This window comes from Pantoea sp. A4 (assembly GCF_000295955.2).
Taxonomy (GTDB): Bacteria; Pseudomonadota; Gammaproteobacteria; order Enterobacterales; family Enterobacteriaceae; genus Pantoea; species Pantoea multigeneris.
The window spans coordinates 53,959-79,057 of sequence record NZ_ALXE01000017.1; the positions used below are offsets into that span (position 1 = coordinate 53,959).

17 protein-coding genes are annotated in these 25,099 nt (G+C 50.5%); 4 read left to right on the top strand and 13 right to left on the bottom strand.

Annotation, left to right across the window (positions count from 1 at the left end):
* Nucleotides 1-9: 9 nt before the first annotated feature.
* From B880_RS0103325 to B880_RS24635, 4 genes are all read right to left on the bottom strand, one after another.
* Nucleotides 10-1,539: an amidase gene (locus B880_RS0103325; protein WP_017345951.1), complete on the bottom strand. Its 1,530-nt coding sequence runs from the start codon at nucleotides 1,537-1,539 to the stop codon at nucleotides 10-12.
* 102 nt (nucleotides 1,540-1,641) lie between these two features.
* On the bottom strand, nucleotides 1,642-2,547 hold the full coding sequence (locus B880_RS0103330; protein ID WP_017345952.1) for a LysR family transcriptional regulator: 906 nt from the start codon (nucleotides 2,545-2,547) through the stop codon (nucleotides 1,642-1,644).
* A gap of 85 nt (nucleotides 2,548-2,632) precedes the next feature.
* Nucleotides 2,633-3,862, bottom strand: a complete 1,230-nt coding sequence (locus B880_RS0103335) for an MFS transporter (RefSeq protein WP_237760981.1) — start codon at nucleotides 3,860-3,862, stop codon at nucleotides 2,633-2,635.
* A gap of 290 nt (nucleotides 3,863-4,152) precedes the next feature.
* The gene (locus B880_RS24635; RefSeq protein ID WP_017345954.1) at nucleotides 4,153-4,614 is read right to left on the bottom strand and encodes a MarR family winged helix-turn-helix transcriptional regulator; all 462 of its coding nucleotides are present in this window, start codon (nucleotides 4,612-4,614) and stop codon (nucleotides 4,153-4,155) included.
* A gap of 204 nt (nucleotides 4,615-4,818) precedes the next feature.
* Here B880_RS24635 and B880_RS0103345 point away from each other — a divergent pair, with 204 nt between their 5' ends.
* Nucleotides 4,819-6,444, top strand: coding sequence for a GMC family oxidoreductase (locus B880_RS0103345; protein WP_017345955.1), 1,626 nt, complete (start codon nucleotides 4,819-4,821; stop codon nucleotides 6,442-6,444).
* Between the two features lie 223 nt (nucleotides 6,445-6,667).
* Here B880_RS0103345 and B880_RS0103350 read toward each other — a convergent pair whose 3' ends face one another.
* The 3 genes from B880_RS0103350 to B880_RS0103360 form a co-directional block, all read right to left on the bottom strand.
* Nucleotides 6,668-7,363, bottom strand: coding sequence for a GntR family transcriptional regulator (locus tag B880_RS0103350; RefSeq protein ID WP_017345956.1), 696 nt, complete (start codon nucleotides 7,361-7,363; stop codon nucleotides 6,668-6,670).
* A gap of 329 nt (nucleotides 7,364-7,692) precedes the next feature.
* Nucleotides 7,693-8,436 carry an SDR family oxidoreductase gene (locus tag B880_RS0103355; RefSeq protein WP_017345957.1) on the bottom strand — a complete coding sequence of 248 codons (744 nt, stop codon included), beginning with the start codon at nucleotides 8,434-8,436 and terminating at the stop codon, nucleotides 7,693-7,695.
* On the bottom strand, nucleotides 8,429-9,178 hold the full coding sequence (locus B880_RS0103360) for an SDR family NAD(P)-dependent oxidoreductase (protein WP_017345958.1): 750 nt from the start codon (nucleotides 9,176-9,178) through the stop codon (nucleotides 8,429-8,431). Before B880_RS0103360 ends, B880_RS0103355 begins: the two co-directional genes overlap by 8 nt.
* Nucleotides 9,179-9,782: 604 nt before the next feature.
* Between B880_RS0103360 and B880_RS0103365 the strand changes: the two genes are divergently transcribed.
* Nucleotides 9,783-10,709, top strand: a complete 927-nt coding sequence (locus tag B880_RS0103365; protein WP_017345959.1) for a LysR family transcriptional regulator — start codon at nucleotides 9,783-9,785, stop codon at nucleotides 10,707-10,709.
* Between the two features lie 284 nt (nucleotides 10,710-10,993).
* Nucleotides 10,994-12,358: an MFS transporter gene (locus B880_RS0103375; RefSeq protein WP_017345961.1), complete on the top strand. Its 1,365-nt coding sequence runs from the start codon at nucleotides 10,994-10,996 to the stop codon at nucleotides 12,356-12,358.
* 48 nt (nucleotides 12,359-12,406) lie between these two features.
* On the opposite strand, the gene B880_RS24640 is transcribed toward B880_RS0103375, so the two are convergent.
* A complete protein-coding gene (locus B880_RS24640; RefSeq protein WP_017345962.1) occupies nucleotides 12,407-13,744 on the bottom strand; it encodes an MFS transporter in 1,338 nt (445 codons plus the stop codon).
* A gap of 325 nt (nucleotides 13,745-14,069) precedes the next feature.
* Between B880_RS24640 and B880_RS0103385 the strand changes: the two genes are divergently transcribed.
* On the top strand, nucleotides 14,070-15,704 hold the full coding sequence (locus B880_RS0103385) for an electron transfer flavoprotein-ubiquinone oxidoreductase (protein WP_017345963.1): 1,635 nt from the start codon (nucleotides 14,070-14,072) through the stop codon (nucleotides 15,702-15,704).
* Nucleotides 15,705-15,734: 30 nt separating this feature from the next.
* Here B880_RS0103385 and B880_RS24645 read toward each other — a convergent pair whose 3' ends face one another.
* The 5 genes from B880_RS24645 to B880_RS0103410 all read right to left on the bottom strand — a co-directional run bounded on the left by B880_RS24645 (nucleotide 15,735) and on the right by B880_RS0103410 (nucleotide 25,090).
* A complete protein-coding gene (locus B880_RS24645) occupies nucleotides 15,735-16,502 on the bottom strand; it encodes a FadR/GntR family transcriptional regulator (protein ID WP_017345964.1) in 768 nt (255 codons plus the stop codon).
* 167 nt (nucleotides 16,503-16,669) lie between these two features.
* The gene (locus B880_RS24650) at nucleotides 16,670-21,445 is read right to left on the bottom strand and encodes an NAD-glutamate dehydrogenase (RefSeq protein WP_017345965.1); all 4,776 of its coding nucleotides are present in this window, start codon (nucleotides 21,443-21,445) and stop codon (nucleotides 16,670-16,672) included.
* A 230-nt stretch (nucleotides 21,446-21,675) separates the two neighbouring features.
* Nucleotides 21,676-23,274 carry an APC family permease gene (locus tag B880_RS24655; RefSeq protein WP_051005674.1) on the bottom strand — a complete coding sequence of 533 codons (1,599 nt, stop codon included), beginning with the start codon at nucleotides 23,272-23,274 and terminating at the stop codon, nucleotides 21,676-21,678.
* Between the two features lie 134 nt (nucleotides 23,275-23,408).
* Nucleotides 23,409-24,338, bottom strand: coding sequence for an electron transfer flavoprotein subunit alpha/FixB family protein (locus B880_RS0103405; RefSeq protein WP_017345967.1), 930 nt, complete (start codon nucleotides 24,336-24,338; stop codon nucleotides 23,409-23,411).
* Between the two features lie 2 nt (nucleotides 24,339-24,340).
* On the bottom strand, nucleotides 24,341-25,090 hold the full coding sequence (locus B880_RS0103410) for an electron transfer flavoprotein subunit beta/FixA family protein (protein ID WP_026042399.1): 750 nt from the start codon (nucleotides 25,088-25,090) through the stop codon (nucleotides 24,341-24,343).
* Nucleotides 25,091-25,099 lie beyond the last annotated feature (9 nt).

Sequence of the window (25,099 nt, forward strand, 5' to 3'; positions counted from 1 at the left end):
TGTTGAAGGTTATACCGCAGGTTGTCCGGCAGTGCTGACCACCCCGCCTGCCAGCAGCGGTGGATGCGTAACCGGCGACCACAGATCAACCTGGCTGTAGCTCAGCGCCGCCAGGTCCGGACGCGGTCGGCAGAGGTCGGGCGTGGCCTCACAGTAGGTTTCCAGCGAGCGTGCCGCCAGCAGGAGTTCCAGGTCGCCACGGAATCTGCCAATCACCTGCATGCCAAACGGCATATTGAGGTGATCGCGCCCCATGGGCATTGAAAGTGCCGGGTTGGTGGTGAGAGTGACCACATAGGTCAGCGCCAGCCAGCGATAGTAGTTCTCCAGCGCAACACCGTTCACACTGGTGAGGTACGGCTGTTCCCACGGAAACGCTGAGACCGGGGTGGTCGGCGACAGGATAATGTCGAAACGATCGAACAGCTGCTGGAAGCGACGGAAGATGCGCGTCTGTTCGGCGCTGGCCCAGACGCACTCTTTCAGCGACATCTGCGCGCCCATCTCATAGTTGGCGCGCGGATTGGGTCCCAGCGAATCCGGGTTTTCTTCGTAGGCTTTTTGCAAGCTACCCACAAAGGCTTCTGCCCGCAGCACATCAAAACAGCGGTGCGCCTGATCCATCTCCAGATCCAGTTCTTCGCAGCAGGCGAACTGGCCGCGCAGCCGGGCGATTTTCTGGCGGAAGACCTGGCGAATGTCATCATCCACCTCGCAGACGCCAAAATCTTCGGTGTAGCCCACGCGTAACCGTGACAGGTCGGTGTGCGGCTGGCTGTCTATGCTCGCAGCCATGGTGAAGGGATAGCTGAGCGGATCGCCAGCAGACTGACCCGCCGTGGCGGCCAGCTGTAACCAGGTGTCCGCCACGTCGCGGCCCATTGGCCCTACCACCGCAATCGGTGTCCAGCCGAGTAATTTACGCTCGCTGGGCACCAGGCCTGGGGAAGTCCGCAGCCCGACGATCCCGCATTTAGCCGCTGGAATACGTAGCGACCCGCCGGTGTCGGAACCACTGCATAACGGCACCATATTGGCCGCCAGCGCCGCCGCTGCGCCACCGGATGAGCCTCCCGCATTCAGCTGTGGGTTAAATGGATTGCCCGTTGCGCCCCACACGGGGTTAAAGGTGTTAGCCCCAGCGCCCATTTCTGGCACGTTAGTTTTTCCCACCACAATCGCGCCCGCCGAGCGCAGACGCGCCACCAGCCGGTTATCCTGCGCCGGAACGTTGCCGTGAAACAGCGGCGAACCATAGGTGGTGAGAATACCGGCGGTCTCTTCCAGATCTTTAATCCCGATGGGCAGGCCACTGAGAATGCCACGCGGCTCACCGCGCAAGATGGCTTGTTCACAGCGCAGCGCCTCGTCATGAGCACGCTCAAACGCGGTGGCACAAAAGGCGTTTATTTTGGGATTCAGGGTTTCGATACGATCTACGCAGGCCGCGAGCACCTCCACCGGGGAGACCTCTCGCGTATCAATCAGTTTCTTTAACGCTACGGCACTTTTATCAGCAAGACTGGCGATGTCAGACATACACAAGGTTCTCGTACAGGGCGGTTAACTCACTATAAAAAGAGACCGCCAGACGGCACAACTAACATATTCAGAACGCCGCTGTGCTGAAAAGTGAAGGGGTTACAGGGCCAAAACGTCCTGCATATGGGCGATAAAATGCAGCATCAGCGGCGATAATTGCCGACGAGCCAGAGTCTGGATTTCGATATTACGGTTGCTGGTGGCGAGTTCAGGCACGTTGAGGACTTTGAGCTCGCCGGTGGCGAGCCGATGACGCACAAACAGCTCTCCGGTAAAGGTGATAGCGTTGCCCGATGCGGCAAACTGCACTAGCGTTTCCAGGCTGTCAGTCGCCAGAATGCTGTTGCAGGTCACCCCTTCCCGGCTGCAATAGATATCCAGCAGTTGCCGCAGCGTAGAATTGGGGCCGGGCAACGCCAGGGGATACCCCACTAACTCATGCAGGGCCACCTGTTCTTTACTTGCCAGAGGATGGCTCGGGGCGAGCAACGCCAGTAGCGGCGCGGGCTGGCTCCAGACCACATTAATGTCTTTCTCAGGGCCGAGGCTAAAACAGAAGCCGATATCCACCTGAGCTTCCCGCACCAGCCGCGTCACCTCGCTGGCATCTGCCACCACCAGCTGAAAATTGCCCGCGACGCCCTGGGCAATAAACCGGGCGATAGCATCGGGCAGGCAGTGGGAGGCGAATCCCTGGGTGCAGGCAATTTTGATCAGCTCAGCCGACTCCTGCTTCCGTGCTTTGATTTCATTGGTGACGTTCTCAGCATCCAGCAACGTGCGGCGGGCATAACCCGCTAACAGTTCACCTGCCGGGGTTAGCGTCATGCCACGCGCCTGACGTTCAAACAGCGACACGTCCAGCTCGCTCTCCAGTCGGGCAATCTGTCGACTGATAGCAGAAGGCACGACATGGAGCCGGGCAGCGGCTTCACTGATTGAGCCGCTGTTCACCACCTGCAAAAAATAGAGGACCGCAGTTTCACTGAGAATACGCGCGCTCATGGGGGTCTGGTTCTCCTGATGCGGCCGGCTACCCTTTAGCCGGACCGCTGTTTGAACATTCCCTTTATTCAGCGCCGAGGAGATCTCAGGACTCATGGGCATTGGCTAACTGCACATCACGAATTTTACTGGCGCTGATGGTCATACTGACCAGGGCTGAAATGGCTACGGCTGCCAGCAGGAACAGAAACGCGGAGTCATAACTGTGGTAGTAAGATACCAGAAAACCAATCACCATCGGCGAGATAAACCCGGCAGCCTGACCGCCAAAGTTCACCATGCCGATCCCGGTGCCCACCAGACGCTGCGCCAGAATTTTCGTCGGCAGCGCAAAGGCGGCGGCAAACACAAACGATTTAAAGAAGTAGGCCACGGTCTGACACAGAATCACCTGGGTGGTGGTCTGCCCTTTATACATGCCGTAGACGAACAGCGCGGTCAGGATGCAGCTTCCCATCATCAGAAACTTCTCTTTGCCATCAAAATAGCGCGTCATCACCCAACCCCCCAGCGCGGTAGCAATACTGGCGGCAATAAAAGGTAACGGCACGAGCATCCCGACGGTTTTTAAATCCAGGCCGCGCGCGGTCAGCAGATACATCGGCATCCAGGCATCAAGGCCTTTATTCACCATGCTGAGGCAGAACCAGACCACAACAATTTTCCACAGCAGCGGCATACGCAGCAGTTCGCGCACGCTGACTTTCTCTTTGCTTCCCTGCACCGGCAGGTCAGGGGTGACTTTGCTTTGCGGTACGCTAAATGCGTAGACGGCAGCAAACGCGATACCGGCCACGCCGATGGCGAGAAACACATCGCGCCAGCCCAGCCAGATAATCAACGGTGCGACAATCAGCGGAGCCACAAAGCTGCCAACATAGTTGGAAGAGATCATCAGCCCCGCCATTTTCGGGCGTGCTTCCCGTGGGTAGAGTTCTGCCACGCCTTTCACCGCCGAGGAGGGATAACTTCCCTCACCGATGCCAAACAGGAAACGGATCAGAAGTAACGACGCGAGTGAACCCGCCATACCCGTGAGTACGGTGAACAGCGACCATAAGCCGATGGACACCACCACAACCTTTTTGCTGCCAAAGCGATCGGCCAGCCATCCGCCGGGGATCTGCATCGCGGCATAGCCAAGGTAGAAGGCGCTGAGTACCACCCCCAGCTCCGCCGGGCCAACATTAAAATCTTTACCGATGTGCGCCAGCGCCAGAGAGATAGCCCCGCGATCCACATACGAGATCATGTAGCCTAAATAGAGCAGGCTGAATGCGAACATAGGGTGAGTCAGAAATTTGGTCTTCATCATTTTGCTGCCCCGAAAAGTAAATGACACGCGCTTTTCAGAGCATGTTGCGCAGCAATGCCAGGGGCCAACAAGTGATAATTTCAGAGCGCAGAATTGCTTATTTATCAAAGCACCAGCGCGGTGCGAAGGCACTTAAACGGGGCATGAAAACCCCAGTGTTTTCAATATCGACTGTCATTATTGGTGCAATTCCGAAGGGGGGCAGACGAAAAATGAGGTGAAAAAAAGATGCCTGGTACAGGGGGGACGGTGTGGGATTTGCCGGTATACGGACTCCCGACAGAGGCGGTTTACCCCTGCCTGTCTATATGACGCAGGTTATAATCCAGGGTGTTAAGAAATCCGATCACCGTTTCCAGTTCTTGCTTCTCCAGCCCTTTAAACAGATTCATGCGAATATACAGCAGCTCCTGATGCAGGCGATCGTTAAAGGCTTTTCCCGCTTCACTCAGGCTCACCAGACGCACTCGCTTATCCCCTTCGGGTGAATGGCGAATGATGAATCCTCGGTTTTCCAGTAACAGCAGGACTTTAACCAGGGTAGCGCTTTCTATGTTCAGATGTTCCGCAAGCTCTTTTTGCTTCAGGGGTTTGCCCACTTTGGCGAGGAAACGTAACGGCAACGCACTCGCTTCCGTTAAACCGTACTTCATCAACGCATTATCCAGCTCGCGCCGGTAGAGACGCGAAATAACCAACAGCCCGATACCCAGCTCTTCATGGATATCCATGATCTCATCTTGCTTGTGCATAGTTGCCCTCCGCGCGGCAGTATAGCACTGAAACCCCCTGTTTTTAGGGGTTTTCATGCCCACCCGGTGACAGACAAGACCCGCATCCCGCACAACAAATTGTTAACAGATTGCATTAACACATCGCGCAAATGTGAATATCATGTAAAATGTAATTAGCTAGCTAAGCTAACTATTTTACTCACATTAACGCGAGAGAACGACATGGAACACGTTTACGACTACATCATTGTCGGTGCTGGTTCAGCCGGTTGCGTCATCGCCGCGCGTCTGCTTCAGAAAACCGATGCCAGGGTACTGCTGTTGGAAGCGGGCGGAAAAGACAATAGTCTGTTCGTTAAAATGCCGGCAGGCGTCGGTAAAGCGATTTTGACCAAAACCTGGGACTACACCACTGAACCGGACCCTGCGACGTCCAATCGGCGCATGACGGTTGCTCAGGGTAAACTTCTTGGCGGCAGCAGTTCGGTGAATGGCATGATCTACATTCGCGGGCAGCGCGAAGATTATGACAGTTGGCAGGAGGAGTACGGTTGTACTGGCTGGGGTTACGATGACTTGCTGCCCTATTTCAGGAAGTCAGAGAACAATGAGAGTCTGGCGGGCGAGCAGCACGGCAACCATGGCCCCCTTTTTGTCAGTGAGAATCGCTATCGCCATCCGTTAAGCGAAAGTTTTATTCGTGCCGGACAGCAACTCGGTTATTCCTACCGGAATGATTTCAATGGTGACGACCAGCAAGGCGTGGGATTTTACCAGACCACGACGCACAATGGCGAACGCGCCAGTACAGCGAAAACCTATCTACGCAGCGTGCAGAATAACCCCCGGCTGCACTTGGAGCTAAATACGCTGGTTCACCAGATTGTGATTGAAAATGGAACCGCCACTGGCGTTGTCTTCCAGGATCACGCCGGGCATAAGACGACGGCCAGCGCGAATAAAGAAGTGATCGTCGCGGCGGGTGCCATCGGATCCCCTAAATTACTGATGTTATCCGGGATTGGGGAAAAAGCGCATTTAGCGACCTTCAACCTCCCCTGCCATGCGGAGTTGCCGGTGGGGCAAAACTATCATGACCATATGCACCTGTCGGTGAACGCCTCACTCAAGCTGCCGTTGTCCCTGTATGGTCAGGACCGTGGATTAAATGCCGTCAAAAATGGCCTGCAATGGATGGCATTCCGCACTGGGGTGGTGACCTCCAACATTCTTGAAGGAGCAGCATTTGTTGACACTGCCGATCAAGGTCGACCTGACGTACAGATCCATTTTTTACCAGCCCTGGATAGCTGGGATGATCCAGAGGGTTACGGCAAAGATGAAACGCACGGGATCACCCTGAAGGTGGGCCATCTCAGACCGCGTTCACGCGGTGTACTGGCGTTAAGCAGTGCCTCACCCACGGACAGCGTAAAAATCCGCGCCAATATTTTGCATCATCCTGATGACCTTGCCGGTCAGGTCCGCGCCGTAAAGCTTGCCCTGCAATTTTTGAATACCCCGGCGCTGCGTCAGTACACCAAACGCATTTTTTCACCGGGGAACGTCGTTGATCAGGGGAACAGTTATTCACTCTCCGATGACGCCATCGAGGCCTTTGTGCGGCAAACCTGTAAAACTGTTTATCACCCGGTCGGCACCTGCCGTATGGGAAGTGATCCTAAAACGTCCGTGGTGGATCTGGCGTTGAAAGTGCACGGTATTCAGAAGCTGCGCGTGGTCGACTCCTCGGTTTTCCCCTCGATCACCAGCGGTAACACCAATGCCCCGGTGATCGCCGTGGCCGAGAAAGCGGCAGATCTTATTTTGCAGGCGCAAGCATCCTGATGTGATAATCAGTGCACCCTGAGCGGCGAGTGCAAAATAACACCGGTATTTGTCGGTTGGATTAAAGATATTATCCGCAGCATGGACATTGCGCTGTATGTGCTTCCTGCCAGCGTATTTATTGGCTCGCTACGGATATTAAAAATTTCTGGAAGGCTGTTATTTCACTAATAATCTCAGATGCCAGTAAAGAATAACTTACTGGCATCTTTGCTAAAGGCGTTTATTTATCTCGCTGTTGCAGATGGCTGACCAGAATTGCGCCTTCCGTTTCATTGTGCAGTATGGCTTCTTTCGCCGCCTCTTCCGCATTGCCATTATTAAGTGCATTAATGAGCGGCAGGTGCTGCTCGACAATGTGTGCCGGGCTGGCCACCAGCGCATCACTTGAACGAATACAGATAAGGATTTGAGACTGTATTCTGGAATACTGATCGATCAAACGGCTGTGCCCTGAGAGCTGGACGATGGTGCTGTGCAAATTCATATCAGCCGTGGCGATTTCACCTTTGCTGCCCTGCTGGCACGCCGCTTTCAATAAGCCGAATGCGTCGGTGATAGCGCTGGTGACGTGACCAGAAGCGGTGTCTTCACCGACTTTTTTCGCCACGATTTTTGCCGCCAGCGCTTCCAGGCTGGCTCTGAGCGTATACAATTCCCACGCATCTTCTGGCCCCAGCGTCATCACACTCCAGCCCGTATAGGGGATCTGGACAATCAATCCCTCCTGAACGAGTTGATGAAACGCAGTACGGATGGTGCTGCGGGAAACGCCCAGCTGTTCCGAAGAGTGGATTTCGGTCAGGCGCGTGCCCAGCGGGATCTCTCCAGAGACGATCGCTTCACGCAGCACATCAGCCGCCTGAACTTCGGCACTGCGCTTTTGGACTTTTTTGATTTTAAACGATGTATTTTCCATCTGAGCAATTTACGGTTGCACAGAGTCTGTTGTCAAACAATTGTGTGGGTCTTGCTACACGCCTCAAGCAACAGAACATGCTTGTTATACACGGCTCGCAAGGCTGACTTGCATCGCGACCCACCGGCAGATTAGAAAGCGTGTTCGCTTTGGTCATTTTGCATCCTCCCTGGGAGTTTATACGCTGCGTAAAATCTGGTGATACTCTTCCCTGTTTCCTGGTCAGATTTCACGTAGCGCTGCCTGTATAATGGCTTAGCGCGAGGTTCGCGAAAAATAAAGCACCCCGAAAGGTGCTTATTCATTAACTTTACACTCACCCAGCCGCTTTAGCTCAGTGTCTTAACCATGCGTGAACCGCCGGTAGCCTGTGTCGTAGGGAAGACTTCAAGACGGGAAACATCAACATTTTTAGGCAGTTGCAAGGCTGTCAGCAACAGCTTTGCGATATCCTCAGGCTGGATGGCTTCATAACCGTCGTACAATTCGCTATTGATATTTTCGGCGCTGATCGCCGAACGATAGAGATCGGTTTGCACCCTACCCGGTGCGATTTCAGTCACGCGGATCCCGGTGCCTAACAGATCGCAGCGTAAGGCATCGCAAAAAAGACTGATCCCCGCCTTGGATGCGCCGTACACGGCGGCATTAGGATGCGCGACTCTCCCCGCGCTGGAACCCACAAAGAAAATATGCCCTTTTTTACGTGCCACCATCTGTGGTAACACATCTCGCGTCAACTGAAGTGGGGCTTTTAAATTGATATCGAGCATATTTTCAATTTCTGCCGGATCAATCTCCTGAAATGATGCTCGTGTTGATAACACGCCGGCATTATTGATCACCACATCAATATCATACTCCGCTATCAGTGCACTGATCGTTGCACGATCGGTCACATCCGCAGCAATCGCTTTGACACCCGCGAGGCTACTCAGCGCTGACAGCTTCTCTTTATTACGTCCGAGAGCAATCACTGAATATTCTGCTGCACTCAGAGCCTCAACAATGGCTTTGCCAATGCCGCTGGTTGCACCGGTCACCAGTGCGGTTTTATAGGGGGTATCAAGCATAGATATATCCGCCGCTCACAATAACATTTTCACCGGTGGCGTAACTATTACGCGCGCTGCCCATCATCAAAATCCATTCAGCGATCTCCTCTGGCTCGGCCGCACGTCCCAGTGGGTTTGCCGAAGCCAGCTCGCCCAGGAAGCCAAGCTGCCGCGCACGTTCCGTAGCAAAACCTGCCGGCGCAACGGAGTTCACTAATATCTGATCCTGCGCGCAGGCCTGAGCAAAAGATTTAGTGAGGCTGACAACCGCTGCTTTTGTAGCAGCATAGTGCGCGTTTTGCGGGTGAGCTTTGAAGGCATCCACGGAGGTGACATTAACAATTCGGCCAGTGACTGCGGGCGCATCTACGAACTGTTGCATGTGACGCACTGCGGCGACCATCATGTGGTAAGTCCCTTTAATATTTACCGCGTTCTCAACATCCCACTGTTCATCACTGATATTGAAGATATCTTCACGAGGATAAATCGCGGCGCTGTTCACCAGACAATGGATGCGGCCTAATTCATCGACTAACTGATTAAATGCAGCGTGTGCACTCTCTTTACGGGATATATCCCCCACCGCCGTGGCAACAATGACGCCAGATTTTCGTAGCTCATCGGCTGCAAGGTTCATCAATTCTTCATTACGATCAATGATGCCAATTTTACTTGCCCCGTTTTTACAGAAAAGTTTTGCGGTAGCAAGGCCAAGACCAGATGCCCCGCCCACAATGACAACTGTCTGGTTATCCATAAAAGACTCCTGAATGAAAACTAAAATAACTTCCAGAAATGACGTTAAATTAAACCCTCAGATAGCTGTCATTAAGTGAATCAACCTGAGTATTTAACCTGTGCTTTGAACTGAACTCATAAGATGTAAGATGAATGATGTCAGACAACTCGTCAACTCAAAGTTTCTCGTTATGCGGCTTCTGTGATCGGCTTCAAAACAGCGGTTTTTTCGCTATTTCAACGTCAGGTGAATCATTAAATGATTGAATTTAATGAATTATATTTTATTGAGCGTTGATTAACCCCGGTTGCCCGCTGGGTTTGGTCATAGGAAATCGCGATGACAGTATCCGTGCCTTAAGCCCGGTATGCGCAAAACTATCAGGCATCCTCCACAACCCCGGCAATGTCACTCTTGTGTTTAAACTAAAAAGTGCCTATATCCAGCCCGATAAATAAAAATAAGGGTATTTTCTTATTATCACGCGCGAATACCATTGTTCGGTAAGTTTGACAATATTTCAGGAAAAAATATATCCATGGATAAATAAATTAAAAATGTGGTATTAAAATCACGCTTATAAAAGCCACATTGAATGTATAGACGGTAATGAGAGAAATCCATGACACTTCAACAGCTTAACTATTTTCTCACTGCAATCGAATCCGGTACTATTTCTAAAGCGGCAGAGATGTTGAAGATTTCTCAGCCTTCTATTTCGGATCAAATTCTCAGACTGGAAAATGAATTAGGCACGAATCTTTTTATCCGTACCAACCGTCGCTTAATTCTGACCGAAGCAGGACAGAAGCTGGAGCCCCATGCCAGAATTGCGATTCAGGCGGCGCAAAACGGCAATCAGGCCGTGCAATCGGTGAGAGAGCTGAAAGATGGTATCGCCTCCTTCGGCACATTCAGTTCTGCTTACCAGTATTTCCTGACCGATTTAATCTGTGAATTTCATGCAAACTACCCCGGTGTTAACCTGAAGATTATTGGTCCTAACTCAGCGGAAGTGGCTCAGGCGGTGATTGATGGCGAAATCGAAGCGGGCCTGGTGATGTTGCCTGTTAACGCGAAAAATTTATCCGTCAGTGAACCTGTCTGGTCCACCGAACTGGGTTACGTCACCGCAGATAGTGAGCGAGCGAAAGGAACAAAGGATATTCACGCCTTGCTAAATTCACCGTTGATACTGACCGAAGCCACGTGGCGCAATAGTGATCCGATCCGCAAAATTTTAAATCAGCGTGCGGAAGCGGTAGGTGCAACATTGAAACCCGTCATTGAAATTGAGCATCAACAAACGGCATTCGAATTAGCCTCGCGTGGCGTCGGTGATATGTTGGCCTCTAAACCCATTTTGCATCATCTGGGTTATGGCGAAAGACTGAAATGGACAGCGATCACGCCGCCTGTCTTTGAGAAATTCGCATTTATTCACCGTGCTGATACCGCGATTTCACCCGCTACACGCGAGATTATTCAGATGATGAAACGCTATCTCAGTCGCTTAAAAGCCTCAAGTGAAGATATGGAAAACCTATGAACCCATCGGCTTTATAGGTGGAACCTATATGACCCAAAATTTTACCCCTGTTCATAACCTGGGTTATACAGCCTAGAACTATATCAAGCATTGCACAGGCATAGTATGGGGAGAAAGAGTTTTTAGAGCGTTGTAAAAATGGATTTAATCACCCTGTCCATTTTAATTATGACTGGTGATTATCGTCACATAATATCTGAAGTTTATGAGAAAAGGCTTATTTTTCAGGGCCCATGCTTGAAGATTATTTTCGCCTATCAGATCAAATCAGACAGGATAATAAAATGAAAGATACTCTTATAACTCCTTATTCCGAGGGGTCTCGTTGTTATGATACTGGATACAATGATAAGTTAACCATTAACAAAACCACGCTGCCAAAAACGGTTGCAGGTGTGACGCTAGGCAATATGGTGGAATGGTTTGATTTTGCCATTTACTCCGCGATGGCCATGATCATGGCGAAAGTTTTCTTCCCGGTTTCAAACAATAAAACAGAGATGATCGCTATTTATGCCACCTTTGCGGCGGGATTTGTCATACGACCTTTAGGCGGGTTCATCTTCGGTCCCATTGGGGATAAGTTTGGTCGTCGTACTGCTTTAGTGGCAAGTATTAGCGTGATGTCTTTATCTACGTTGTTGATTTCTATCATTCCTTCCTATCATTCCATTGGGATGCTGGCACCGGTTCTGCTAGTGTTGTGCAGGATGCTGCAGGGGCTGTCAACCGGGGGGGAATATGGTGGTTCCTGTATTTTCATCTCGGAACACAGCCCGGACAAAAAAAGAACGTTCCTCACCAGTTGGTTAGAGTTCGGTAATATTCTTGGTTTTCTCGTTGGGGGTATTATTGTCAGTATCATCAGCCATACTTTAGGTGAATCAGTGATGCTCGCATGGGGTTGGCGTGTACCCTTTGCTATCGCCGGATTGATGGGGATTGTGGCAATTTTCATCCGTATGCGGGTTGATGAGACGCCAATATTTAAAGAGATGCAGAGTGAGAAAAAGCGTTCTCCGCAGATAAAAACCTCTTTTGTCACTATTATCGCCAAAGAGTGGAAACAGTTATTGCGCTGCGCCGGTATCGTGGCAGCCTTCAACATCAGTTACTACATTATATTAGGTTACATCCCTGGGTACTTATCCAGCTTCTTGGGCAAGTCACAAGAGTTTAGCGCCAACCTCTCCCTTATTTCGACGCTGGGATTATTAGTTTTCATCCCACTCTTTGGTTATTTCGGTGATATTTTTGGCAGGAAGCGCCTGTTGCAGATTGGCTGCATCGTGATGATTCTTTTTTCTGTTCCGGCATTTATGGCGCTTAAGAGCGGTGACACCGTATTCATTATCATCAGCATGTGCGTGTTAATTGCGGGAATGCTCTTTTTTGAAGGCACCATCCCCGCAACCTTAACCTCCCTGTTTGGACACAAGGCTCGCTATAGCTGCTTTGCGATCAGTTATAACCTTTCGGTATCCCTGCTTGGCGGAACCGCACCCCTGTTAAATACCATGCTGATTGAGAAGACGGGATCGACGCTGGTCCCAGCCTATTATTTAATGGCGGGCGCCTTGATGGGTATTCTGGCGATGTGGGGAATGAAGGACTACACCGGGAAACCCCTGCCTGCGGATCAATCCTGATGTCCTGAAGAGAACTGATGAGTGGCGGGTGAACCGCCACTCGAAACATCAGCGGCGACGATCGCCAGACATAGGTTGCCCGGTTTTGTCTTCCGCCGCCATGACCGCAACTAAGCCCACAGCGGCACCGGCGATAAGATACCAGGCCGTAATGAAAGGGTTCCCCGTGACTTTAATAAGCCAGGCGTTAAACATCGGCGCCGTGCCGGCAAATAACGCGACCGCCACATTGTAGCTGATGGCCATACCGGTAAAACGGAATGCAACCTGGAACAGTGAGGGGATTTTAGCCAGTATGCATGACAGCAACATCGAGAGAAGTATATTCAAACTGAGCAAGGCCAGAAACTGCAAGGCAATCTCCCCCGAGCGTAATGCCATAAAACAAGGGAAAGAAAAAATCATCATGCCCAGATAGCCGTACGACATGATTTTTTTACGGCTAAGTCGGTCAGCAAGCTTACCGAACAGAGGAATGGTCACCATCAGGAAAAACATCGGCACCACCGTCATCAGCAGGCTTTTCTCTGCGGTTAAATTCAAGGTGCTCACCAACCAGCTTGGCATATAGGTCAGAATAATAAACAACGGGATATTGGCACCAATGATTAAGCCTGAAGAGATAAGCAGCGATTTTTTCTGTGTGGCCAGGCGGGGGCGTGATACAGATTTAGCAGCCTGACTTTCTTTAACAAACAGGGGGGACTCTTCCAGCTTATGGCGAATGTAGAGGCCTATCAACGCCATCGGTGCTGCCAGCATGAATGGCAGTCGCCAGGCCCATTGCAACAGATCGTCTTCAGTGAAGCTGAAATGTAACACTGCCGTGGTCAGTGCACCGAAGATAAAGCCGCTTATACAGCCCACTTCGACCCAACTGGTCATAAACGTACGATGTTTATCCTGACTGTGTTCGGCAACAAAGATGGAAGCACCGGCAACCTCACCGCCACTGGAAAACCCCTGAATCAGCCGCAACAGGATCAGCAAAACCGGCGCGGTAACCCCAATACTGGACTCTGAAGGTAACAGGCCGATACAGAATGTCGCGGCGGCCATCAACAACAAGGTGATATTGAGTGCGGTTTTACGGCCGATTTTATCGCCGATGATCCCGAAAACCATTCCCCCTACCGGTCTGGCGATAAAAGCCACGGCAAAGGTCGCAAAAGAAGCAATCAACTGAACTGACGGTGCGGCATTGGTGAAGAAAATTTTACCCATAACGGCAGCCATATATCCATACACCGAGAATTCGAACCACTCGATAAAACTACCCGCCATTGCCGCTACCACCACCCTCTTTAACGCTTTACTCCCTGTATGTTGGCCTGATGCACTGTTAACCGTCAAAGGAATCGCATTTTCAACATTAATTTTACTCATCAATCACTCCAGTAAATAGCAGCAAGGCAGACCAGAAGCGCATGCATTGAGAAGTTTAAAATATCGATAATAAGATGTTTTCATGATGCCAGGTTAACATTAACAATTTAAATAATGTTAATAATCATATGAATAGGTGTGATGAGGTTCGCATTTTCAATTTGTTTAGTTGTCTGTCATCTGATAACCTGACCAGAATATATGCTATGTTAACGATGTTAAAGTGTTATCGGAAAATCATATGACACCGTTAACAGTGATACGTAATCAATATGTTCGATTTTAGGCAGTCAATGTCGGGAGCAAATAAGTGGAACGTGAATCGATGGAGTTTGACGTCGTCATTGTTGGCGGCGGCCCTGCCGGGCTTTCAGCAGCATGTGCGTTAATGAATCAGGCCAAAGAGAAGAAACAAGAGATTAGCGTATGCGTGATTGAAAAAGGCTCAGAAATTGGTGCACATACACTTTCCGGCGCTATTCTTGACCCTCGTGCCCTTCAGGAACTGTTTCCGGATTATATAGAGCGCGGTGCGCCACTTGGCGTGCCGGTGTCAAAAGATGAGATTTATTATTTCACGGGTGAAGAATCAGCGCGCCAGCTTCCTCATTCATTGATCCCCGCGCCGATGCATAATACGGGCAACACCATTATCAGCCTGGGTAATTTCTGCCGTTGGCTGGCACAGCAGGCGGAAGCGGCCGGCGTCGATATATTCCCGGGCTTTGCGGCTAAAGAGATCATCTATGATGAAGCTGGCACGGTAAAAGGGGTATTAACCGGTGATATGGGGATTAAATCGAACGGTGAATTAAAACACAGCTACACGCCCGGCATGGAGCTGTTGGCAAAATACACCCTGTTTGCTGAAGGATGCCGGGGACATCTGGGAAAACAGCTGATCAAGCAATTCCAACTCGATAAAGACGTCGATCCGCAACATTATGCGCTCGGCATTAAGGAGCTGTGGGATATACCCCAGGAACTGCATCAGCCTGGATTAGTGATCCATGGCAGTGGCTGGCCGCTGAATGAAGGTGCGACCGGCGGTTCATTCCTTTATCACTGCGAGAACGGGCAGGTTTCGCTGGGCCTCATCACTGATTTGTCTTACAGCAACCCTTACCTCAGCCCCTTCGATGAATTCCAGCGCCTTAAGCATCATCCGGTGTTTAGCCACTATTTGCAGCACGGGAAACGGGTAGCCTACGGCGCCAGGGCGATCGCTAAAGGGGGGTTGAACTCACTGCCCAAAATGCATTTTCCTGGGGGGTTACTGATTGGTTGTGATGCGGGAACGCTGAATTTCGCCAAGATTAAAGGTACGCATACCGCTATGAAAACGGGCATGATCGCTGCAACAGCGATTGTTGATGCCCTGAGTCAACATGAACAGCCACCCGCTGACCTGACGGCATTCAGCGCCCTGTTCGCTCAATCCTGGGTTTATGATGAGCTGCATTCAGCCCGCAACTTTGGTCCGGCCATGCACCGTTTCGGCACGCTGTTGGGTGGCGCATTTAATTATCTCGATCAGAACTGGTTTAAGGGCAAACTGCCGTTTACCTTGCACGATCGGACACCGGATTATCAACGTTTGAAAAAAGCCAGTCTTTGTAAACAGATAACCTATCCTAAACCTGATGGTATTCTGAGTTTTGATAAATTATCATCCGTTTATCTGTCAAATACGAACCATGAAGAAGACCAACCGTGCCATCTGGTGTTACGCGATCCTGCGTTACCCATCAGCCTGAATCTGCCGATTTATGCAGAACCCGCCCAACGTTATTGCCCGGCGGGGGTTTATGAAATAACCGGTGAAGGGGATAATAAAAAACTACAAATCAATGCACAGAACTGCGTCCACTGTAAAACCTGTGACATTAAAGATCCTTGTCAGAACATTGACTGGACCGTACCAGAAGGTGCTGGCGGCCCCAATTATCCAAATATGTAATCGGTGCACTGGAAGAGCCCTCTTCCAGTGTCAGTTACTCTGTTCATCCGATAAATAACTTTCCAGGTCGCTGTAATACTGCGACGCGTTGGACAGGTGCGCGCGCATTAAATCACGGGCTTCTGTACAATCCTGCTTTTCTATCGCCTGGAGCAGCGCTAAATGTTCCGCGATGGAATTCGCACGGTAAGCATTGTTGGAGAAACGGCGCGCGCCCTTGTATTTAATACTCAGTCCTAATGTGATCTGATTTCGCAGATAGACCAAAAACTCAGAGAAATATTTATTGCCGGTGGCCTCAGCGATAGCAAGGTGAAAATCGAAATCTTCCAGGCCGATATCACTCTCATTTTCTGAATATGCTTTCTCGAGTTTTTTATAAGCGGCAGTAATCTTCTTCATTTGCTGGGTGCTGCGTCGTTCGGCGGCAAGACCGGCAGACTCAATTTCAACTGCCTTACGCAATTCCTGCATCAGGGCAATATTTTCGAGATCTTTGACATCTTTCGTGGAGATCTTGAATGGCTCAGAAGGCAAAGGATCAATGACGAAAACGCCAATACCCTGACGCGACTGCAGTAATCCATCGGATTTTAGCGAGGCGATAGCTTCACGGACGACGCTGCGGCTTACATTATATTTACTTATAAATTCTTTTTCCGTAGGAAGTTTCTCTCCCGGACTGTACTTACCGGAACGAATATCCGAGCTGATTATTTCAACCAGACGTTCAGTCAGGCTACCTTTGCGGCCAAAAGCTTCAGTATTATCAATGTGTAAGGGGTCGTTATAAAACATAAGTTTGCTCGACATTTGATTATTTTAGATATGTCAGATGATATCATATGATCTGACATTGGGAGGCAATAAGTACTTAAAATTAACATAATCTTTAATAAAAATGCAGCCCGGGCACTGTCATGCAGCACCCAGGCTGAGTTGGAAATTTAACCGATTTAAATCAGCTAGTTATATATAAAACCTTCCAGTTCTCGCAGCATCATCGCAAAGGCAGACAGTTCATCCGCTCTAATTCCCGGTGCCTCCCCTGTCATTTCATCCCATTTTTGTAGCGATTTCTTATATTTCTCCAGCCACCGATTAACCAGCTGTTCGCCAGAATAGTCGGCATCATCGCCCTGTTCGATAATACTGCGTGAAATATTGCGCTGACAAAGTGTGAGGTCATACAACCAGGTTTCACGCGCCAGAGACTGCCATTCGTTTTGCGGGTTATAGTTTTCGACGGCCGTTGCCAGCTGATCAAGCTTGAGCCTTTTTTGCATAAAGATATAAAGCGGGGCGACCTGCGTCACCGGCTTTTGGGAGGTTGACGCCGTATTGGCGATATCAAGGAAAGAGAGATAAAGGTCGTAGCAGTCAATGATCTTTAGCAGCTGCGGATGCACACCTTCCCGCCCTGCATCAGGCTTCGTCTCACTTTTCAGCTGAAGTGACAGCTGCGGCAGCAATGCTTCATAGCTCACTAAATCACGCTTAAGTTGCGGTAAGCGCAGTAAGAACTGCTCTGGATCAGCCATATTCAGTGAGATGCGGCGCGCAGCATGGCTGACAAAGCGCATTAACAGGCCATAAATGTCCGACTGCTCTGCCCATGTCAGGCTGTTGCCCGCGCGCTCCGCTTCACACCACAACACATCAAGGGAGAACAGCTCTTTGAGTCCTAACCATATCAGCGCAATATTGGCTGCCGACATCTGGCGCTGCTGCTGTAACTGCCACACGAAGCTGATACCCAACCGATTGACCATCTCATTGGCCACCTGAGTCGCAACGATTTCACTCAGCAGCGGATGGTCCAAAATATCTTCCGGATATAACCTGGCCAGTTCCAGCGGAAAAGCTGAAAAAGCGGACTTCCGGGCAAACGGATGGCTGGCGAGTTTCTCATCGATAAATGCTTGTTTCAGTGAACTTTTGGTATATGAAATCAATACCGCCAGTTCTGGTCGGCTGAGGCCTTTACCCTCTTTTCTGCGTAGCATCAGGGTGGCCTCATCGGGGAGATATTCCAGGTCGCGATCAAGCCCAGCCTGTGTTTCCAGATAGCGGATTAACTTGATGTTGCTTTCCGCCTGCTCAACGGCCATCTGCTGAGCCAGACTCAGTGCCAGAGCCTGGTGCCGGTTATTACTGAGCACGCAGCTTGCTACAGAATCTGTCATCGATTTTAACAGCGTATTACGCTCGTCAATCGTCATCTGGTGACGGGCAACCCGCAGATTCAGCAGGATTTTGATATTCACTTCATGATCAGAGCAATCGACACCGCCGGCATTATCAATAAAGTCAGTGTTAATGGTGCCGCCCTGCGCGGCAAATTCGATGCGCGCCAGTTGGGTGAGTCCAAGATTGCCGCCTTCCGCCACAATATGTGTTCGCAGATCCCGGCCATTAATGCGTAACGTATCGTTGTTCTTATCCCCTACATCACTGTCACTCTCCTGGCTGGCCTTCACATAGGTGCCAATACCGCCACTCCATAACATGTCACACTCGGCGCAAAGAATGTGTTTGATCAGCTCATCAGGCGACAGTACCGATGCGCTGATGTCAAAGCGTTGCTGGATTTCAGGCGACAACGTGATGCGCTTCAGATCGCGGGAGAAAATACCGCCTCCCGCAGAGAGAAGCTCGGGACGATAATCACTCCATGCCGAACCCGGCAAATTAAACAGCCTGACACGTTCCTGATAGCTGGTTTTACAGTCAGGCGCAGGATCGATGAAAATGTGATTGTGGTTGAACGCCGCAATCAGTTTGATTGCCGCGGAGAGCAACATGCCGTTGCCAAACACATCACCGGCCATGTCCCCAATGCCAATGACGCTGAAGGCGTCTTTTTGCGCATCCAGCCCCCGTTCATAAAAATGCTGTCTGACCGATTCCCACGCGCCTTTTGCGGTGATGCCGATTTTTTTATGGTCATAGCCCTGGCTTCCACCAGAAGCAAACGCATCGTCCAGCCAGAAATTTGCCTCGCTGGCGAGCTGGTTAGCGATATCAGAAAAGGTGGCGGTGCCTTTATCGGCGGCCACGACTAAATAGGGATCTTCATCGTCGTAACACAGTGTGTTGGCGGGGGGAACGGTCTGACCGTCGATCAGATTGTCGGTAAGCGATAATAAGCCACGGATGAAGAGGCGATAGCAGCTGATCCCCTGCGCCACGGTTTCTGCCCGGGTGGCATTTCTGACTGGCTGGCGAACAATGAATCCCCCTTTGGCACCGACCGGAACAATAACGGCATTTTTGACGCGCTGCGCTTTGACCAACCCAAGGACTTCGGTGCGGTAGTCTTCACTGCGATCAGACCAGCGCAACCCACCGCGCGCAACTTTACCGAAGCGCAGGTGTACCCCTTCCATCTCGGCGTTGTAGACAAACATTTCAAAGAGTGGGCAAGGCTGACGCACCCCACTGATTGACTGAGGGCTGAATTTGAAAGCGATAAAAGGTCGTGCCTGAGGCGTTTCGGTCTGTTGCCAGCCAGAGGTGCGCACAATGGCAAACAGGACTTCGGTGAATGACCGCAACACCCGCTCTTCATTCAGGCTCTTTACCCCCTCCAGGCAACGTTCCAACGTCTGTTTTTGTTGTTCGCAGTGTTGCTCACGTTGGGCGATGTCCGGTGCAAAGCGGCTGTTGAACAGCGAGGAGAAGATCGCGGCCACGGCGGGGTAATTGTTCAGGGTTTCGATGATAAAGGGCTGACTGAACCCCAGGCGTAGCTGATGCATATAGCGAGAGAGCGCGCGCAAAATCATCACGTCAAACCCACGCAGTCCGGCATCCAGTACCAGCCGGTTGAGGCGATCGTTCTCACTATTTTTGTTCATCACATCAGCGAGATTATCTTGCCACTGCTGCAGAACCTGAGAGGTGAGGTTGTCTGCATTACCGCTATAAATCAATGAAAACTGATGTATCCAGCATTTCCCTGTCAGCTGGGTATCAATCATCCAGGTATTTTCACTTTCAACCTGCACGCCAGCATTATCGAGTACCGGCACCACCTCTGACAGCATCAGGGGATTTGTCGTACTGAAAATTTTTAATCCCATCCTTTCGGACTGCACGTCGGCACCACGATCAACCCGCAGGGCCGGTGGGCTATCCGGTGATAATGCGGCCAGACAGAGAATATCGTTTACCGCGTCCTGCGCCGAATGATGTTCCTGATATCCGAGCGAGAAGGCTCTGCCAAAGCGATAAAACAACGCATTGCCTGCTTCCTCCCCGAGGCGTTCCTGCAACGCTGCGTGCAGTTGATCGTCCCAGGACAGGGAAACCGCGGCAATCAGCGTCTGTAACCCTTCAATACTCTCAACCGGCGGCTGCCCCGGATCGCGCGAGAGGTAAAAGTGAGTCCGGGACAAAATAGAATTACTGTAGGTGGTACTGAACGTCAGCGTCGTGGCGGAAAAATAGTCGAGCAAGACCTTTTGCACCCGGAGTCGCAGGGCCGTGCAGTAGGTATCCTTCGGCACGTAATATAAAACGGAAATGTACGCCTGGCCGGGATCGATACGGGCAAACACCGATGCTCCCCGACGCTCTTGTAAATTATAAATGCTCATCGCGGTCTGCAATAATTCGCTGGTGGTTGCGATGAGCAACTCTTCCCACGGATAGGTATGCAGAATTCTGGCTAACTCTCGCGATCGGTGCCCGGTGGTTTGCAGGCCGCTCAGCTTTTTAACCCGGACAATTTTTTCCCTGACCAGGGGGATCTGTTCCGGTGGCGTCAGTATCGCCGTGGTGGTGAAAATGCCATAAAAACGTGACAGGTTTTTCCCGTCATTATGGTCAACAATAATCTGGTGGAAATAGTGATTACGGTAGAAGTCACAGCGTCGGCGATCCCTTTTTACACTGAAGATCGGGTTATGCTGACCGAGGTTCAGAGAGGCATATTCACTGTCGCCGGGTGTGAAGTCGAGTGGTCCGGTTTGTCTGGTTACTGTGGCGGTCTTATCATCATGATTGATCGCTAACTCTTCATGCGCGAGGAACAAGAAATTTTCTTCGCGCAACCAGTCGATAAACGCTCTGGACTCGTGAATCTCGGTTTCTGTCAGCGTCTGATCATTGGCGATGCGCTTCGTGACCTGTACGGACAGCATTCTGATCATCGTAGTACGCTGTTGTCTGGCCTGATACAAGAAGCGCAAGGTTTCTGTCAACCCGGACTCGATATCGTGCAGCATCGTTGCGTCACTGTGGCGGTCAATCTCAACATAGATAATCGCCTCTGCTCGCGCATCCTGTACCACAGGTGACATCGGATCCTGGTAACAGGTCACGCGGCCTTCTGCATCGCGCACGACATCGATGACTGCATTTTGTAAGTAATGCATTGTGATGTTCTTGCGATTCAGTTCAGTGCGAACCGACTCAATCAGCCAGGGCATATCTCGCGCAACAATCACGATACAGGAAGGTGACGAAAGATCGCTGTGTTCGTGGCTGGCTGGCGTAATAAGCCGCAGAGTGGCGCGCTCTGCCGGTGAATGTTTCATGGCTTTCCAGCATTGCCGTAAAATGACCGCATGCTGTGCCGGGCTCTTTTCATTTAACGTTTCAACCGGCAGCGCGCGCAAAAATAGCCGGGAAAAGCGGAGATAGTCCTCATCATTAACCTGAGCATCATGTCCGGCCGCCAGAGACAGCGCCTGCCTGATTAACGGCTGTTTATCTTGTGAACGTCTGTTTGTCATTGATACATTCTCTCGGAGAACAGGCATTCAGAGTACAACTGCTCTTATTATGCGCTGCTGATGAAGACCATAAAATATTGGCAGCCACACTGCCAATAGCCAGATTCATGCCGCTGTAACCAGGGGGCTATCACTGCCTGTTACTGCCATTGCTATGAAAAAATGATCATCCTTGATCGACACACATGGATTATCTTCGTCACGAAATAATAATATTAAATTTGACCTCATCATTCCGATACGTAGAGGTCTATTTTCCCTTTTGGGATACCAGTAAATGCTCCCCAGTAGTAACAGACAATCGCAATCGCCGCGACAACATACAAATCATAAGGATGTGGGATGATATTCTTCCCGCCAAATGAACCAAGATAAGAGATAGCCGTTAACAAAATATAATAACCAATTAACCACAGCGACGATTTAATTTGCTGGCCAAGACTGACATAGTCTTGCGGAACCACTTTGCTAAAGCACAGATAAGCGATATAGAGCACAATTTGTGAGACAAACAGCCAACTCAAGTTATTCCAGCCACACCAGTAAACAATTAACGTGGCAATCACGAAGGAAACTGGGCCAACTATCGCAAAACTTCTTAAGTAGAATGGACGCTTAAGTTCGGGAGCGTTACGCCGCAGCGCCGCCACACATACCGGGGCAATCGCATAACTCAACACCAGAGAGGCCGATACCACGCTGATCATCGCTTCCCAGGAAGGGAACGGCAAGGTCCAAAACACGGCAAGCGCGAATGTTAGCCATAGCGCAGGGCGCGGAATTCCCGATTCTTCATCAACTTTGGAAAAAATGCGGAAGAAGGTGCCTGAACGTGACCATGCATAAACAATGCGTGGCGTCGCATTCATATGGATATTACCGCAACCGGTGGGTGAAACGATGGCATCCATCACAATAAGGATGGCCAGCCAGCCAACGCCGAGGTAAATGGCAATGTCGTGAAAAGGAAGTTTAAAGTGCGCAGCGACCCCTGCCCAACCATTCCCAAGGAATGCCACTGGCACAGCCCCGAGAAAAACCACCTGGAGCAGGATGTACAAGATTCCTGAAATCACAATGGATAAAATCAGTGCAATAGGGATCGTTTTTTGTGGATTCTTAACTTCACTGGCCACAGAAACAATCGGTGTTAACCCAAGAAAGGCAAAAATTACTCCGCCTGCTGAGACCGCCATTTCTACCCCGGTGAACCCCATTGGAGCAAATCCATGTGAGGTAAAGTTTTCAGGTTTAAAAAAGGTAAAAAGAACAATGATCAGTAGGACCGGGATGGCAAATTTAAGGATGCTTATAAGATTATTGAACGTCGAGAAGGTTTTGATACTGCGGTAATTAAGCGAAAAAAAGAAACAGAGCATAACAAACTGGAGTAACCAACCCATCATTGTTGGAGTACTGGATCCAAAATGATTGAGAGAAGGAAACCAGGCGGCGGCGTATTGTCTTGCGGCTACCACCTCGATTGCAATCATGCTCGACATATAAATAACAGTAATCAGCCCTATTAGATAACTCATAAGAGGGCCGTGGGATGTCATCAGGTAACTTATTGCACCTCCTGAACGAGGAAGAGCAGCTCCCAGCTCACAATACACCAGCCCCAGTGCTAATACTGCGACAGCTGCAAATATCCAGGAAAGAATACCCGCTGGGCCAGCATATGAGGCGACATAACTAGCTGAAAATAACCAACCCGATCCAAAAACCGTACCAAGGCCAATAAATGTCAAATCAAATGTTGATAGCTCTTTTTTGAAATGCGTCGCCTGGTTGCCGCTCGTTTCATCGCCTCTGAAAAGTATTGCCATTATGACCTCTGACTTTCTGCCTGCCATTTTATCTCGTGTTTATCTAGCGAAATAAACAGCATCACCTTGGGGTTTAATTAAAGAGAAAGTAGCGGGAGTGTGTAAAACACTCCCGTTATAAATAATGATTAATATTATATTTTGCTGGTTAGTTCAGGTAATACATCGAACAGATCGCCTACTAAACCATAATCAGCGACCTGGAATATGGGTGATTCATCATCTTTGTTGATAGCAACAATGATTTTAGACTCTTTCATTCCGGCTAAATGCTGAATAGCACCGGAAATACCGACGGCAATATAGAGATCGGGCGCAACGATTTTACCGGTCTGACCCACCTGAAGATCATTTTGCGCATAGCCAGAGTCAACCGCCGCACGAGACGCGCCCACCGCTGCACCCAGTTTGTCTGCCAGTTGTTCCAGCAGCGCAAAGTTCTCGCGGCTACCTACACCGCGTCCACCGGAGACCACAATGCGCGCAGCATTCAGTTCCGGACGCGCGGTTTTTTCCAGCTGCTCGCGGACAAAGCTGACTTTGTCGGATTTAAACACCTGACTGAGGGGTTCGATTGACGCATTGCCAGAACCTGACTCAACAGGGGCAAAACTTGAGCCACGCACGGTGATGACTTTCAGGCAATCTTCGGATTTTACCGTTGCAATGGCATTCCCGGCATAGATCGGGCGCTTAAAGGTATCCGCTGACACCACCGCGATAATGTCTGAAATCTGGGCGACATCGTACAGTGCCGCCACACGCGGCAGCACGTTCTTACCCTGAGTCGTGGCAGGGGCCAAAATGTGGCTATAACTCTGTGCCACATCCACGATCAGCGGCGCAACGTTCTCCGCTAGCTGATGCGCATAGGCTTCATTATCAGCGACGAATACCTGCGTCACGCCGTGAATTTTAGCCGCGGCTTGCGCGACAGCCTGACAACCATAACCGGCAACCAGTAAGTGGATTTCGTTACCGATCTGTGTGGCAGCCTGCACGGTATTAAGGGTGACAGGATTCAGATGCAGGTTATCGTGTTCAGCAATGATGAGCGTTTTCATAATCAAATCACCTTCGCTTCATTTTTCAGTTTATTGAGTAATTCATCCACGCTGGAGACGCGGATACCACTTTCACGTTGCGCAGGGGCCACAACGGAAACCGTGGTTAAGCGCGGGCGAGTATCAATGTCATAATCTGCGGCAGAGACCACATCCAGCGGTTTGCGTTTCGCTTTCATGATGTTGGGCAGCGAGGCATAGCGGGGTTCATTCAGGCGTAGGTCGGTGGTGATGATGGCAGGCAATACCAGCGAGAGCGTCTGTAGGCCACCATCAATTTCACGGGTAACCGCCACGCTCTTCTCCACGATGTTAACTTCTGAAGCGAAGGTACCCTGCGGATAACCGGTGAGCGCCGCCAGCATCTGGCCGGTCTGGTTGGCATCGGAATCGATCGCCTGTTTGCCCAGAATCACCAGCTCTGGCTGTTCCTGTCTGACCACTGCCGCCAGCAGTTTTGCCACCGCCAGAGACTCCAGCCCCTCTTCCGCTTCAACTAAAATGGCACGATCGGCACCCAGAGCCAGCGCAGCGCGCAGTTGTTCCTGGCTGGCCTGACTTCCCACCGAGACCACCACGACCTCGTCGGCGTAACCTTTCTCTTTCTGACGAATCGCCTCTTCCACAGCAATTTCGCAGAACGGATTCATCGACATCTTCAGGTTGGTAGTCTCAACCCCAGTCTGGCTGGCATTGACCGAAATTTTTACGTTGTAATCAACAACGCGCTTCACTGCGACCAAAATTTTCATCTTTGCGTC

Bases quoted from the DNA above. Each gene is read 5' to 3' on its own strand.
- B880_RS0103385 (WP_017345963.1), top strand. From the start codon at position 14,070: ATGGAGTTTGACGTCGTCATTGTTGGCGGCGGCCCTGCCGGGCTTTCA.
- B880_RS24645 (WP_017345964.1), bottom strand. From the start codon at position 16,502: ATGTTTTATAACGACCCCTTACACATTGATAATACTGAAGCTTTTGGC.
- B880_RS0103410 (WP_026042399.1), bottom strand. From the start codon at position 25,090: ATGAAAATTTTGGTCGCAGTGAAGCGCGTTGTTGATTACAACGTAAAA.
- B880_RS24640 (WP_017345962.1), bottom strand. From the start codon at position 13,744: ATGAGTAAAATTAATGTTGAAAATGCGATTCCTTTGACGGTTAACAGT.
- B880_RS24650 (WP_017345965.1), bottom strand. From the start codon at position 21,445: ATGACAAACAGACGTTCACAAGATAAACAGCCGTTAATCAGGCAGGCG.
- B880_RS0103345 (WP_017345955.1), top strand. From the start codon at position 4,819: ATGGAACACGTTTACGACTACATCATTGTCGGTGCTGGTTCAGCCGGT.
- B880_RS0103360 (WP_017345958.1), bottom strand. From the start codon at position 9,178: ATGGATAACCAGACAGTTGTCATTGTGGGCGGGGCATCTGGTCTTGGC.
- B880_RS0103375 (WP_017345961.1), top strand. From the start codon at position 10,994: ATGAAAGATACTCTTATAACTCCTTATTCCGAGGGGTCTCGTTGTTAT.
- B880_RS0103330 (WP_017345952.1), bottom strand. From the start codon at position 2,547: ATGAGCGCGCGTATTCTCAGTGAAACTGCGGTCCTCTATTTTTTGCAG.
- B880_RS0103365 (WP_017345959.1), top strand. From the start codon at position 9,783: ATGACACTTCAACAGCTTAACTATTTTCTCACTGCAATCGAATCCGGT.
- B880_RS0103355 (WP_017345957.1), bottom strand. From the start codon at position 8,436: ATGCTTGATACCCCCTATAAAACCGCACTGGTGACCGGTGCAACCAGC.
- B880_RS0103325 (WP_017345951.1), bottom strand. From the start codon at position 1,539: ATGTCTGACATCGCCAGTCTTGCTGATAAAAGTGCCGTAGCGTTAAAG.
- B880_RS24655 (WP_051005674.1), bottom strand. From the start codon at position 23,274: ATGGCAATACTTTTCAGAGGCGATGAAACGAGCGGCAACCAGGCGACG.
- B880_RS0103335 (WP_237760981.1), bottom strand. From the start codon at position 3,862: ATGATGAAGACCAAATTTCTGACTCACCCTATGTTCGCATTCAGCCTG.
- B880_RS0103405 (WP_017345967.1), bottom strand. From the start codon at position 24,338: ATGAAAACGCTCATCATTGCTGAACACGATAACCTGCATCTGAATCCT.
- B880_RS0103350 (WP_017345956.1), bottom strand. From the start codon at position 7,363: ATGGAAAATACATCGTTTAAAATCAAAAAAGTCCAAAAGCGCAGTGCC.
- B880_RS24635 (WP_017345954.1), bottom strand. From the start codon at position 4,614: ATGCACAAGCAAGATGAGATCATGGATATCCATGAAGAGCTGGGTATC.